Below are 12,337 nucleotides of genomic sequence, written 5' to 3'. Positions count from 1 at the left end.
TTCAGCAGCACCACTTCACCCGAGTACCGAGGAGAGATCCGCCATGTCCGCGAACACCCGCAACCGCCGTACCCTCACCGCCCTGCTCGCCGTCGGCGCACTGGCCCTGACCCTGGGCGCGTGCAGCAGCGGCGGCTCCAGCTCCTCGTCCGCCGCATCCTCCGCCGCTTCGTCCTCCGCGGCGATGTCCGGCAGCACCGCCTCCACCGCGGCGATGGTCGACCAGCCGTTCGGCACCGCCTGCGCCGCCGTGCCGAAGGACGGCGCCGGTTCGTTCACCGGAATGGCGAAGGACCCGGTCGCCACCGCCGCCTCCAACAACCCGCTGCTGTCCACCCTGGTGGCGGCGGTCAAGCAGGCCGGGCTGGTCGACACCCTCAACTCGGCGCAGAACATCACGGTGTTCGCGCCCACCAACGACGCCTTCGCCAAGATCCCGAAGGCCGACCTGGAAGCACTGCTCGCCGACAAGGCCAAGCTCACCAAGGTGCTCACCTACCACGTCGCCCCCGATCGCCTGGCCCCGAACGCGCTGGCCGGCACCCACAAGACCCTGGAGGGCGGCGATCTCACCGTCACCGGTTCCGAGCCGGACTTCACCGGCAACGGCAGCTCCAAGGTGCTGTGCGGCAACGTGCAGACCGCCAACGCCACCGTCTACATCGTCGACACCGTCCTGATGCCGACCTCCTGACCCCCGCAGTACGAGGGCCTCGACCGCTTCCGGCCGGGGCCCTTGTGCTGTTCACGGGTCACGGCTGGGACCCGCGAGCAGCGGTCGGCCGTTCTGGCCGATCTCGGAAGAGATTGCCGCCGTGCGGCAGATCGAAGACCCGCAGGCCGAGGAAGAACGGGTTGATCTGTAGGTTCAGGGTTCGAGCCCCTGGCGGCCCACACGGAACGGAGCGGGGAGACCCCCGCCGGCGCGCGGCGCAGCACCCGGCTGGTTCTCCGGCTCGGGCGCTGCTGCGTTTCGGAAGGGTGCGTGCGTGAGCGGAGCCGCCGACATGCCGTCAGGGGCCCGTGTCTTCCGCCGCCGAGAGGGCGGTGCGCAGCACCCGGTCAGGCGCGCGGCGTTGGGGCAGCACGAAGAGCGGTCGAGGACTCGATCAGTCCTGACCGCTCCAGCTGCACCGCGATAGCGGTGCTGGTCAGAGGTGGTACATGCCGGTGTAGGGCTCGACGATGCGCTCCTGTCGTGGTCCGAAGTCGACCAGAACCGCGGTGTCGCCCTCGGCACTGATGACCCGGCCGAGGCCGTAGGCGTCGTGGGTGACGCGGTCGCCGACGGCGAAGTGCTTGCGGGGTGCTGCGGCCCTGGCTTTGAAGGGGCTGGTGGGCAGGTGCCGGCGGACTGCTTCAGATTTTTTCATCCAGGCCAGTATGCGCTTCGGGGAACGGAGTTGGGGCTCCCCGGGCCGACCGAATTCGGGTCGGTCCGAAATGCCGGGTGTGTCGAGCGGCACGTTCCGTGGTTCGGACACGGGAGCGGGGCGCGAGAAGAGGCCCGGATGGCGCTTCGGAGGGCGGTCAACTCGCTGGAGCCGAAGCCGAGTTGATCAGGCAGGCGGTGCAGGTCGACGGTGCCGGGGGTGCCGCCGGCGAAAAATCGGGGTGAGAATTTCCGCCCGTTACGACCCCGAGGCTGCTACAGTCGAGGTAGTTGCAGTAATGGTTCCCATGAACTTTGTGTGCGCCTGCTCACGTATTGCGGGCGCATTTTGTTTTTCCGGATCTTCTCCGGGCGGGCTCCCATCACGGTGACTCGGCATCCGCATCGTGTGGACGCCGGAAAGCCCCCTGAAGGAGATTTTTTACATGGCTAATGGCACCGTGAAGTGGTTCAACTCGGAAAAGGGCTTCGGCTTCATCGAGCAGGAGGGTGGCGGCCCGGACGTGTTCGCCCACTACTCGAACATCAACGCCGGCGGCTTCCGTGAGCTGCTTGAGGGCCAGAAGGTCGAGTTCGACGTCACGCAGGGCCAGAAGGGCCCGCAGGCCGAGAACATTCGCCCGCTGTAGTTCTTTTACCGCCGCGGCACTCGCCCGGCGGCGAGGGGCCCGTACCGCGTGCATTACGCCCGGTGCGGGCCCCTCGGCATGTCATCGCCCGTCCCGTGAGTGTTCCGGGGCCGCCCCGAGGAAGGCCTCCGCATGAACCGCTCCGCCCGTCTGTCGCATCTGCATACCGGCTCCCGGTCCGCACCGGTCGGTGGCGCCGGGCGGGAGTTCGCCGTACCGGTGAACGCGGTGCCGGCGCTGCCGGCCGTCGACTCGTTCGACGAACTGGATCTGCCGGAGCGACTGCTTCAGGTACTGGCCCGGAGGGGCGTCGCCGCCCCGTTCCCGATCCAGGCCGCGACGCTGCCGAACTCGCTGGCCGGCCGCGACGTGCTGGGGCGGGGCCGCACCGGCTCCGGCAAGACCCTGGCGTTCGGTCTCGCCGTGGTGGCGCGCATCGCGGGGCGGCAGGCCGAGCCGCGGTGCCCGCTGGCGCTGGTCCTGGTGCCCACCCGCGAGCTCGCCCAGCAGGTCACCGAGGCCCTCACCCCGTACGCCCAGGCGCTGCAGCTGCGGCTGGCCACTGCGGTCGGCGGGGTGCCGGTCCGCCGTCAGGCGCAGACGCTGAACCGCGGGGCGGAGATCGTGGTGGCCACGCCCGGCCGGCTCGCGGACCTGATCGAACGCCGGCTCTGCCGGTTGGACGCGGTCGACGTCACCGTTCTCGACGAGGCCGACCAGATGGCCGACATGGGCTTCCTTCCGGCGGTCACCGGCCTCCTGGAGCAGGTCGCCGAGGGCGGCCAGACCCTGCTGTTCTCCGCCACCCTGGACCGCAACGTCGACCGCCTGGTGCAGCGCTTCCTGAAGGACCCGGTCACCCATGCGGTGGACCCGTCCGCGGGAGTGGTCAGCACCATGGAGCACCACGTGCTGCACGTGCGGAAGGGTGACAAGGACGCTGCGATCGCCCACATCGCCGCTCGGGACGGCCGGGTGATCATGTTCATCGACACCAAGGACGGCGCGGACCGCCTGGTCGAGACGCTGCTGGCGAAGGGCGTGAAGGCCGCGGCCCTGCACGGCGGAAAGTCCCAGCCGCAGCGCACCCGCACCCTGGAGCAGTTCCGCGGCGGGCAGGTGGCCGCGCTCGTCGCGACCGACGTCGCCGCCCGGGGCATCCACGTCGAGGGCCTCGACCTGGTCGTCAACCTGGACCCGCCCGCCGACCACAAGGACTACCTGCACCGCGGCGGACGCACCGCCCGGGCCGGCGAGTCCGGCACCGTCGTCACTCTGGTCCTGCCCAACCAGCGCCGGGGAACGGCCCGGATGATGACCACGGCCGGCATCACCCCCGTCACCACCGAGGTCCGGGCCGGCGACGTGGCACTCACCCGGATCACCGGCGCCCGCGTCCCCACCGGCGTGCCCGTCTCGATCCCCGACCCCGTCGTCGACCGACCCCGGCACCACCGGCCGACCGGCCGGAACCGGTACGGCCGTCCCGCCACCGGCGGGCGTCGCACCTCGCCGAGGCCGCACGGCGGGTGAACGCGGCCACACCCCGGAGGCGTCCGGCCCGCGGAACACCTGGACCGTGAGCGAGTCGCTCGCGTGGGAGCCGGTCCGCCGCCGGAAGGGGGCGCGGCCGGCTCCGGCGCGTTGGCGGCGGTGAGCCGACGGCGGTGAGCCCGCGGCGGTGAGTCCGCAGCGGGAGGCCGGGGCGTTCGGTGGTGGGCAGCTGGCTCACCGCTTCCTCGTCGGCGGCCCGCGCGTGCGCACGAAAGCCCCGGGTGGGAACGGCGGTCGGGCTGTCACCTGCGGTGGTCGTGCGGTGACCCGCCGGATGGGGGGATGCCGTTACGATCGGCTGCCGTTCCGGCCGGCCGGGGCGGTGCGGCCGCTTCGGTGACGGGGGAATGGCAGTGGAGTTCGGCGAGTTGCTGCGCGACCTGCGGCTGGGCGCCGGGTGGACCCAGGAGGAGCTGGCCGACCGTTCCGGCGTCTCCGTCCACTCGATCAGCATGCTGGAGGCCGGTCGACGACGGCCCCGGCTGTCCTCGGTGGCCCGGCTGGCGGACGGGCTGGCGCTGTCGTCCGACCGGCGCGAGCGGTTGGTCGACGCGGCCACCGACCGTCCTGCGTCCCCCGCTCCTCCGGGGACTGCGACGACTGCGGCGGCAGTCCGCGGGCCGCGTCAACTCCCGGCCGACAGTCGCCTGTTCACCGGCCGGGTGGCGGAGGGCGAGTTCCTGGCCGAGGTCGCCGGGCAGGCGCCGGACGGCACCGAGGCCGGCATGGTGGTGCTGTGCGTGATCACCGGCATGGGCGGGGTCGGCAAGACCGCGCTGGCGGTCCGCACCGCGCACCGGGTCGGGGAGCGGTTCCCGGACGGGCAGCTGTTCCTGGACCTGCGCAGCCACACCGCCGGGCTGGAGCCGCTCGGCGCCGAGGACGCGCTGGAGACCCTGCTGCGGTCGCTCGGCGTGCCCGCGAACCGGATTCCGAGCGGGCTCACCGACCGCGCCGCGCTCTTCCGGGCCCGGCTGTCCGGCACCCGGACCCTGATCCTGCTGGACAACGCGTCGAGCGCCGCCCAGGTCCGGCCGCTGCTGCCCGGCAGCACCGGCTGCCTGGTGCTGGTCACCGGCCGCAGCCCGCTGGTCGGGTTGGACGACGCCCACCTGCTGACCCTGGACGTGCTCCCCGAGGACGACGCGGTGGACCTGCTGCGCCGGGTCGCCGGGGCCGGCCCCGCGGACCGCGGCGAGCCCGCCGACTTCGTCGAACTGGCCCGGCTGGGCGGCCGGTTGCCGCTGGCCCTGCGGATCCTCGGGGCGCGCCTGCGGCACCGGCCGCGACTGACCGCCGCCGCCCTGGCGGAGGAACTGCGCGAGGAACGGCACCGGCTCGCCCGGCTGCGCGACGAGGACCGCGACCTGGCCGCCCTGTTCCGCTCCTCGTACCGGGACCTGCCGCCGGAGGAACAGCGGCTGCTGCGCCTGCTCGGGGTGCTCCCCGGCGAGGACCTGGAGGTCTGCGCCGCCGCGCACCTGCTCGGCGCCGAACGCCGGGACGCGGAACGGCTGTTGGAGTCGCTGCTCGGCCACCACCTGCTCGCCCAGCCGGCCCCGGGCCGCTACCGGATGCACGACCTGGTCCGGGCCTGGTCGCGGACCCTGGCCGAGGAGGAGCCGCCGGCCCGCAGGGAGATCGCCGCCCGCCGACTGCTGGACCACTACCAGGACACCGCCGAACGGGCCGGCCACCGGCTGGCCCGCTACCGAGGCCACCGTCCGCCGCCGGCCGGCCCGGCGCCCCGGCCCGCCCCCGACGTGGACTCCCCCGAGCGCGCCCGGGACTGGCTGCGGGCCGAACGGCACAACCTGCTGGCCGCGATGGCCCGCAGCAGCGACCCGCTGCGCCGCAGCGTCCTCACCGCGGCGCTCGCCCCGATCCTGGAGCTGGACGGCCCGCGCTCCGAGGAGGCCGCGCTGCACCTGGCCGCCGCCGAGGCGGACGCCGGCCAGGGCCGGCCGCTCGCCCGGGCGGAGGCGCTGTGGCGGGTCGGCCGCTCCCACCGGCTGGCCGGCCGCTTCGAGGCGGCCGCCGAACTGCTCGCCCGGGCCGACCAGTTGTACCGCGAAGTCGGCGACGCGCACGGCGAGGCCCAGGTGGCCTGGGAACGCGGCCGGCTCGCCTACCAGAGCGGCGACCCGGCCCGCGCGGTCGAGCTGTCCGGCCACGCGCTGGCCGGCTACCGGCGACTCGGCGACCCGCAGGGCGAGGCGCACACCCTCTGGGACCTCGGCCGGGCCCGCTGTCTGCTCGGCGAGAACGCCGCGGCGGAGGAACTGCTGGACGCCGCGCTGGCCGCGTACCGCGCGCTCGGCGACCGGGTCGGCGAGGCGCACGCCCTGGGCGACCTGGGCCACCTCCGGTACGCGCGCGGGCGGGCCGCCGCCGGTGCGGACCTGCTGGAACAGGCGCTGGCGATCACCCGCGAGCTCGGCGACCGGCAGAGCGAGGCCAACACGGCATGGCTGCTGGGCCGGATCCGGCTGCTCCAGGGCGCCCACCCGCAGGCCCGGGAACTGCTCGACCTGGCGCTCGCCGGCTGCCGGGAACTCGGCACCCGGCAGGGCGAGGCCAGTACTCTCAGCGCACTCGGCGAACTGCACCTGGCGACCGGCCGGACCGACACCGCGATCGAACTCCAGCGGCAGGCCGCCGCGGTCTTCCGGGCCTCCGGCAACCCGCACGGCGAGGCCAACGCCCTGCACGGCCTGGCGCTGGCGCTGCGCACGGCCGGCGACCGGGCCGCCGCGACCGGCCTGTTGCACGGCGTGCTGGAGACCTTCGAGGCCGACGGGGACCCGCAGGCCCAGGCCGAGGTGCTCAACAGCCTCGGCCTGCTCGCCGCCGACGCCGGCGACCTGCCCGAGGCCCTCGCCCGGTACCGCCGCGCGCTCGACCTCGCCCGCCGCAACGACAACCCGCTCGACGAGGCCCGCGCCCTGCTCGGCATCGGGCACTGCCTGCCCCCGGCGGAGCGGCCCGCCGCCGTGGACGCCGTCCGCCGGGGCCTCGCCCTCCTGGAGGCGGCCGGCGCGGCCGAGGCCGTCGAAGCCCGGGACCGGCTCACGTGGCTGACGGACGGTCAGGAGCAGGCGTAACGCCAAGCGAGCGCAGGGCGGACGACATGGGACGGGCCGGCCGGACGGCAGAGGATGAACGTCGAGCGCAGGGGCCGCCCGACAGGGCCTCGGAAGCTTCGGTCAACCGTCCGTCAAACCGAAAGGCACAGCAACGATGCGCACGATCTTCAAGGCCGCCGCAGCGACCGCGGTCGGCGGGGTACTGCTCCTCGGCTTCACCGGCACGGCCTCGGCAGCCGGCAGCGGCGCCAACAGCCTGAACGGCCAGGGCTGCCCGTCGGTGGCCTCGAACTCGGCCTACGAGGGGACGTACATCCAGCACCTGAACTACACGTACGTGACCGGCAACGGCTTCCGGGACGGCGTCTACACCGTCGACTTCTACAACCGCGCGAACGTCTACCAGTACTCCTGGGTGGTTGAGTACCGCTGCTGATCGCGGTCCCACGGACCGCCGCCGCCCGCGCACGGGGGACCCGCCGACCGCCTTGCGGCGGGCGGCGCGGGCGGCGGCAGCACAGCATCCCGAACCGGGTGTCCGGTCGGGGTGCTGCTGCGTTTCCGCGCCCGGCCCGTCAGACGGTGAGGGCGGTGAGGGCGGTGAGGGCGCGGGCGCAGGCGGCGGTGACCGGGACGTGGACGGCGGTCGTCGGGTCGGTGCCGGCCGGGAGGCGGGAGGCTTCGCGGGCGTAGGCGCCGAAGGAGCCGTCGGGCTGCTGTTGGGCGAGCAGGGAGGCGAGGGCCCGGTCGACGGCGGTGGAGCGGGGCGTGAGGGGGGCGCAGGCGGCCAGCAGGGCGGCGGCCAGCGGGAGGTCGTAGCTGCGGAGGGCGCTGCAGGCCAGGATCGGGAGGATCTCGGCGAGTTGGGCGGCCTGCGCGGCTGATGGGCGAGGTTGACCGGGAGTGCCCCCGGCACCAGCGGCTCCAGCGCGGCGCAGCGTTCGGCCACGGTGCGTGCGACGTGCCCGTCGAGCAGGTCGGCGAACCGTCCGATGGTCACGCCGGACGTGCCGTTCCGGCAGCGGGGAGATCCGCACAAGGGACTGCCGCCGATCTGGCAGCTCCGGCAGTACGGTCCGGCGTCACTGCCGGTACGCTCCCGACCACGGCAGGCGACCGGGGCGAACGCGTTCCGGGCGGTGGTGAACCGCACGGCGAAAGGCTGCTACGTACCTCATGGTGTTGACCGACGAGATGCTGTTGGCCGAGGTGGCCCGCGGTGACGAGGGCGCGCTGCGGCAGCTGTACGAGCGTCACGCCGCGGCGATGTTCCGCCTGCTCGGACGGCTGGCACCGACCCGGTCGAGTGCCGAGGAGATCCTCCAGGAGGCCTGGCTCGCCGTCTGGCAGTCGGCAGGCAGCTTCCGCGGCGACTCCTCGGCGGTCGGCTGGCTGCTCGGGGTCGCGCGCCGGCAGGCGCACAACCGGTTGCGGCGGGTGGAGGCGGTGACGGTGGAGATCGACGAGGCCCGGGACGTGGCGGACCCCTGCGTCGACATCGCGGAACAGGTGCTCGCCCGGGCCTCCCGCGAGCGGATCGCGGCGGCCATCGCGGCGCTGCCCGAGCACCACCGGGAGGTGGTCATCCTCGCGCTGGTCGACGAACTACCGTACCGAGACGTGGCGGCGGCACTCGACATTCCGGTGGGAACGGTGAAGAGCAGAATGGCACATGCGCGAGCGGCACTGGCCCGCGCGCTGTCGGACGAGCGGGTGCGCCCGTGAACCGGACCGACCATCTGACCGAGGAGCAGTTCGTCCGGCTGTCCGGCGCCGGGACCGGCCCGACCGCCAGGCTCCACCTGGCGGGCTGCGAACCCTGCCAGGAGCAGGCGGCGTCCTGGACGCGGCTCGCCGAGGCCGCGGCCGACGCGGACCTGCTGCTGACCCGGGAGGCGACAGCCCCGCCGTCCTTCGACGCACTGCTCGGCGGGCGGCTGCCGGCGCGGGCGGCGGCGGCAGAGCCGGTGCGTCGAGCGGCGGCAGAGCCCGTGCGTCGACCGGTGGCGGAGCCGGTGTGTGCACCGGTGGCCGCTGCGGTCCCCCGTCCGGTGGCCGGGACGGTCTGGAGTCGCAGCCGGGTGTGGCGGATCGCCCGGCAGCTGACGGTGCGTCAAGTCGGCATGCTGCCACGCTCGTTGGGTCCGATCACGTTCGTCGGGCTGCTGCTCGCCGGGGCCGTCGCGCTGCTCAGCCCGCCCGGGTACGCGGACCGGCTCGGCGCCGCCGCGATCAGTCTGGTGGTGCTGCTCGGGTCGCTGGGGGTGGTGTCGAGCCGGCGCGACCCCCGCAAGGAACTGCTGCAGGCCCTGCCGGTGCCCCCGGTCACGGTCTTCCTGGCCCGGGTGACGCTGGTGCTGGCCGCGGACCTGGTCGGCGGGCTGCTGGTCTCGGTGGCGTCCGGCCTGCTGGGCGGGCCGGCCGTCGGGGAGGTGATCGCCGGCTGGCTGGGCCCCGCACTGCTCTCCGCCGGGCTCGCCATGGTGGTGGCGGTCTGGAAGGCGCCCTGGCTCGGCCTCACCGCCGGCGGCGGGCTCTGGCTGACCGGCACCTTCGTCACGCTCCCGCACACCGGCCGCCGCCCGGTCGGCCTCGGCTCCCTGCTGATCGACCTGTGGACCACCGGGCCGCTGACGGTCGCGGCCGGCCTGCTGCTGGTCGGCTGCGCGGTCCGCCTGGTCGCGCTCCCGGGCCGGTCGGTGCGCGAGGGCTGAGGCCGCCGCGCCTGTCGTCGAACGCCGCAACGCCCGTGGGCTGCCGCGGAGTTCGAGGGCCGGCCTCGGCGGCGGGCGGAAAAAAACTTCTGACGACCCGTGAACCGATCCGTCGCCGCCCGCTACGTACTGGGCATGACGGAACGAAAGCTCTGGATGCACGAAGCCCGCCGTTGCGGGCTCGCGGCCCTGGCACTGCCATTGGCGGCCGCGATCGGAGTGCTGGCGGTCTCCGTCGCGGTCGGGGGCGGGGACCACGCCGACGCCAGGAGCACCGGGATCGGAATGGTCCGGCTGCTGGCCAATGTCTTCCCGGTGGCCGCCGGGCTCGCCGCGGCCACCGCCGCCGCCCGGGACCGGCTGATCGAGGTCCTGCTGGCGCTGCCCACCCAGTACCCGACGGTGGTCCGCCGCCGGATCACCATGGTCACCGCGCTGGTGATCGCCTCGGCCACGGTGGTGATCGTCTGGCTGGCGCTGGCCGGGCAGTGGGCCAACCCGGCGTGGGGGCCGGTCGCGCTGCTGGTGCCGATGGGCCCGGCGTTCTTCCTGATCGGCGCGGCGCTGTTCGCCCAGGCGGTGCTGCGGTCCACGTCCGCCGCCTCCACCGTGGTGATCGCCGCCTGGCTGTTCCAGGTGATGCTGTTCGACACCTACGTGACCGCCTGGCTGGCGAACAAGCTCCTGCTGACCGCGCTCGGCGCCGTCCTGGCCTACCTCGGGACGCGCCGGCTCTCCGACAGCGAGCGCCAGCTCGCCCGAATCGCTCCCGGGGCCGCACAGTGACCACGCGCACCGCCTTCGACGCAGCCCACCGCCGTACCGCCCGCAGCCGCAGGGGCGGGACGGTCACCACCGCGGTGGCCGTCACCGCGGCCTACGAGTTCCGGATGGCGACCCGGGCCAAGGTGCTGTGGTTCGCCGTCCTGCCGCTGCTGGCGATCGCGACCGTCGTGCTGGCCACCTCGCCGCGGATCGGGGCCGAGGACTCGGCCGCGGCCAAGGTCGGCGGCTGGGCCGTGGTGATCAACCTGATCACCACCGTGGGCCTGGGCGTGGCGCTGGCCGACCGCTTCGTGCGGATCCGCGGGATGGGCCTGACCGAGCTGCTGGAGTCCACCCCGGCGAGCACCGCCGGGCGGATGGCCGGCACCCTGGTCGGCTCGCTGGCCGCCGCGCTGGCGCCGGTCGCGCTGCTGATGGTCGTGGTCGGCGGCTACTTCACGGTGGCCGACGGCTCGCCGGCCGCGCTGGGCTGGGCGGTGGTGGCGTTCCTGACGGTCATCGTCCCGGGCGCGCTGCTGCTCTCGACCTTCGCCTCCACCGCCGCGCTGTGGGTGCCGCTGCCGGTGGCCCGGGTGCTCTCCGCGCTGATCTGGTTCTGGATGACGGCGTTCAGCAGCAACGTGGTGCCGACCCCGTCCCCGACCGGCACCCTGCTCTCGCCGCTCGGCGACTACGTCTCGACCGGCTGGATGGGATCCACCCGGATCTGGGCCGGCCACGGCCACCCGGAGGCGATCAGCCCGCACCCGAGCGCCGCCTCGGCGCTCGCCAACCTCGTGGTCGTGCTGCTGCTCACGGCCGTCCTGTTCGGGATCGCCCGCGCCACCCAGCGGATCCGTCGATGACCGCCCGCACCTGCTCACGACCGTCCTCTTCCAGGAGCCACCTCTGATGGAAATCTCCCTCCAAGGCCTGACCAAGGAGTTCAAGGGCTCGTTCCGCGCCCTGGACCACCTGGACCTCGAACTGCGCGGCGGGATGGTCGGCCTGCTCGGTGCCAACGGCGCGGGCAAGACCACGCTGATGCGGATCCTCACCGGCACCGTGCAGGCCACCTCCGGCCGCGTCGTGGTCGGCGGCCACGACCTCGGCACCACCGCCGGACGCACCGCCGTCAAGCGGACGCTCGGCTACCTGCCGCAGGAAATCGACATGTACCCGGACCTCACGGCCCGCGAATTCCTCGACTACATCGCCCTGTTGAAGGGCATCGACAGCAAGTCCGCGCGCCGCGCGCAGATCTCCGAACTGCTGGAACGGGTCGCGCTCACCGAGGCGGCCGGCCGCCGGGTCGGCGGCTACTCGGGCGGCATGAAGCGCCGCCTCGGCATCGCCCAGGCCCTGCTCGGCGACCCCGGGCTGATCATCGTGGACGAGCCCACCGCGGGCCTCGACCCCGAGGAGCGGATGCGGTTCCGGGCCCTGCTGGCCGGACTCGGCGGCGACCGCACGGTGATCCTCTCCACCCACATCCTCGACGACGTCGCCCAGACCTGCCCCGAGGTCGCGGTGCTGACCAAGGGACGGCTCGTCTACCACGGCTCCACCGAGGGCGTGGTGGCGGCCGCGCACGGCTACACCTACACCGTGACGACCGCCGGACCGCCGCCGGTCGGCGACCACGCGGTGGTCAACGCCCAGGCCACGCCCGGCGGAACGGTCTACCGGGTGGTCACCGAAGTCCCGCCGGCCGGCGCGGTGCCGGTGGAACCCACGCTGGAGGACGGCTACGTCGCGCTGATGCGCCGCGGGCGCTCCGCCCAGGGGGTGGCCTGATGAAGAACGCCACTCGTCGCACCGTGACGGCCGTCGCCGCCCTGCTGTTCCCGATCGCCGTGCTGACCGGGTGCGGGGCCGTGGGCGGCGACCCCAAGTCCGGCAAGACCGCCGTCCCGCTGCCGACGCCCACCGGCAGTCGGCAGGACGTCGCCGAGGAGAACTTCGTCCACCTGTGGCCGTTCAAGGTCGACAAGGGCACCCTGGAGTGCCGCAACGGCAAGGACGTGCTGTTCATCGCGCCCGACGGCAAGGAGTACGCGCTCAACGACCAGGCCAAGAACGACGGCTTCGGCGACGTCGGGCCGGTGCACGACGACGACGTCAGCCTGGGCGCGGTCCGCAGCCAGGCGCTGCGGCTGTGCGACCCGAAGTCGGGGTGAGGCAACCGACGTCGGG

Annotated in this window: 13 protein-coding genes; 11 read left to right on the top strand and 2 right to left on the bottom strand. The window is 73.9% G+C overall.

Going from position 1 to position 12,337, the window contains the following annotated elements:
* Positions 1-43: 43 nt before the first annotated feature.
* The gene (locus AMK19_RS31635) at positions 44-694 is read left to right on the top strand and encodes a fasciclin domain-containing protein (RefSeq protein ID WP_073818537.1); all 651 of its coding nucleotides are present in this window, start codon (positions 44-46) and stop codon (positions 692-694) included.
* 457 nt (positions 695-1,151) lie between these two features.
* Here the strand turns inward: AMK19_RS31635 and AMK19_RS31630 are convergent, their stop codons facing one another.
* Positions 1,152-1,373, bottom strand: a complete 222-nt coding sequence (locus AMK19_RS31630; RefSeq protein WP_073818534.1) for a hypothetical protein — start codon at positions 1,371-1,373, stop codon at positions 1,152-1,154.
* 445 nt (positions 1,374-1,818) lie between these two features.
* On the opposite strand from AMK19_RS31630, the gene AMK19_RS31625 reads away from it, so the two are divergent.
* The 4 genes from AMK19_RS31625 (at position 1,819) to AMK19_RS31610 (ending at position 7,098) form a co-directional block, all read left to right on the top strand.
* Positions 1,819-2,022, top strand: coding sequence for a cold-shock protein (locus tag AMK19_RS31625; protein ID WP_073818532.1), 204 nt, complete (start codon positions 1,819-1,821; stop codon positions 2,020-2,022).
* 132 nt (positions 2,023-2,154) lie between these two features.
* Complete coding sequence (locus AMK19_RS31620; protein WP_073818529.1) at positions 2,155-3,555, top strand: DEAD/DEAH box helicase; 1,401 nt, start codon at positions 2,155-2,157, stop codon at positions 3,553-3,555.
* 368 nt (positions 3,556-3,923) lie between these two features.
* On the top strand, positions 3,924-6,680 hold the full coding sequence (locus AMK19_RS31615) for an ATP-binding protein (RefSeq protein WP_083647525.1): 2,757 nt from the start codon (positions 3,924-3,926) through the stop codon (positions 6,678-6,680).
* Between the two features lie 136 nt (positions 6,681-6,816).
* Positions 6,817-7,098, top strand: coding sequence for a hypothetical protein (locus AMK19_RS31610; RefSeq protein ID WP_073818523.1), 282 nt, complete (start codon positions 6,817-6,819; stop codon positions 7,096-7,098).
* A gap of 139 nt (positions 7,099-7,237) precedes the next feature.
* On the opposite strand, the gene AMK19_RS31605 is transcribed toward AMK19_RS31610, so the two are convergent.
* Positions 7,238-7,699, bottom strand: a complete 462-nt coding sequence (locus tag AMK19_RS31605) for a hypothetical protein (RefSeq protein WP_073818520.1) — start codon at positions 7,697-7,699, stop codon at positions 7,238-7,240.
* Positions 7,700-7,838: 139 nt separating this feature from the next.
* On the opposite strand from AMK19_RS31605, the gene AMK19_RS31600 reads away from it, so the two are divergent.
* The 6 genes from AMK19_RS31600 to AMK19_RS31575 all read left to right on the top strand — a co-directional run bounded on the left by AMK19_RS31600 (position 7,839) and on the right by AMK19_RS31575 (position 12,321).
* On the top strand, positions 7,839-8,387 hold the full coding sequence (locus AMK19_RS31600) for an RNA polymerase sigma factor (RefSeq protein ID WP_241844681.1): 549 nt from the start codon (positions 7,839-7,841) through the stop codon (positions 8,385-8,387).
* On the top strand, positions 8,384-9,376 hold the full coding sequence (locus AMK19_RS31595; protein ID WP_073818517.1) for a hypothetical protein: 993 nt from the start codon (positions 8,384-8,386) through the stop codon (positions 9,374-9,376). Before AMK19_RS31600 ends, AMK19_RS31595 begins: the two co-directional genes overlap by 4 nt.
* Before the next feature lie 135 nt (positions 9,377-9,511).
* Positions 9,512-10,162 (top strand): hypothetical protein, encoded by a 651-nt coding sequence (locus AMK19_RS31590; protein WP_143200508.1) that lies wholly within the window; start codon positions 9,512-9,514, stop codon positions 10,160-10,162.
* Entirely contained in the window at positions 10,159-11,007 is an 849-nt protein-coding gene (locus tag AMK19_RS31585; protein WP_073818512.1) for a hypothetical protein, read from the top strand. The genes AMK19_RS31590 and AMK19_RS31585 overlap by 4 nt, the downstream gene beginning before the upstream one ends.
* Positions 11,008-11,053: 46 nt before the next feature.
* Entirely contained in the window at positions 11,054-11,938 is an 885-nt protein-coding gene (locus AMK19_RS31580; RefSeq protein WP_073818509.1) for an ABC transporter ATP-binding protein, read from the top strand.
* Positions 11,938-12,321: a DUF2511 domain-containing protein gene (locus AMK19_RS31575; RefSeq protein WP_143200507.1), complete on the top strand. Its 384-nt coding sequence runs from the start codon at positions 11,938-11,940 to the stop codon at positions 12,319-12,321. Before AMK19_RS31580 ends, AMK19_RS31575 begins: the two co-directional genes overlap by 1 nt.
* The last annotated feature ends 16 nt before the right edge of the window (positions 12,322-12,337 follow it).

The organism is Kitasatospora sp. CB01950 (genome assembly GCF_001905465.1).
GTDB lineage: Bacteria > Actinomycetota > Actinomycetes > Streptomycetales > Streptomycetaceae > Kitasatospora.
This window is presented reverse-complemented; position numbering and strand designations above follow the sequence as displayed.

Coding starts and splice junctions, on each gene's coding strand:
- AMK19_RS31620 (WP_073818529.1), top strand. CDS start 2,155: ATGAACCGCTCCGCCCGTCTGTCGCATCTGCATACCGGCTCCCGGTCC.
- AMK19_RS31600 (WP_241844681.1), top strand. CDS start 7,839: ATGGTGTTGACCGACGAGATGCTGTTGGCCGAGGTGGCCCGCGGTGAC.
- AMK19_RS31635 (WP_073818537.1), top strand. CDS start 44: ATGTCCGCGAACACCCGCAACCGCCGTACCCTCACCGCCCTGCTCGCC.
- AMK19_RS31580 (WP_073818509.1), top strand. CDS start 11,054: ATGGAAATCTCCCTCCAAGGCCTGACCAAGGAGTTCAAGGGCTCGTTC.
- AMK19_RS31610 (WP_073818523.1), top strand. CDS start 6,817: ATGCGCACGATCTTCAAGGCCGCCGCAGCGACCGCGGTCGGCGGGGTA.
- AMK19_RS31630 (WP_073818534.1), bottom strand. CDS start 1,373: ATGAAAAAATCTGAAGCAGTCCGCCGGCACCTGCCCACCAGCCCCTTC.
- AMK19_RS31625 (WP_073818532.1), top strand. CDS start 1,819: ATGGCTAATGGCACCGTGAAGTGGTTCAACTCGGAAAAGGGCTTCGGC.
- AMK19_RS31575 (WP_143200507.1), top strand. CDS start 11,938: ATGAAGAACGCCACTCGTCGCACCGTGACGGCCGTCGCCGCCCTGCTG.
- AMK19_RS31590 (WP_143200508.1), top strand. CDS start 9,512: ATGACGGAACGAAAGCTCTGGATGCACGAAGCCCGCCGTTGCGGGCTC.
- AMK19_RS31615 (WP_083647525.1), top strand. CDS start 3,924: ATGGCAGTGGAGTTCGGCGAGTTGCTGCGCGACCTGCGGCTGGGCGCC.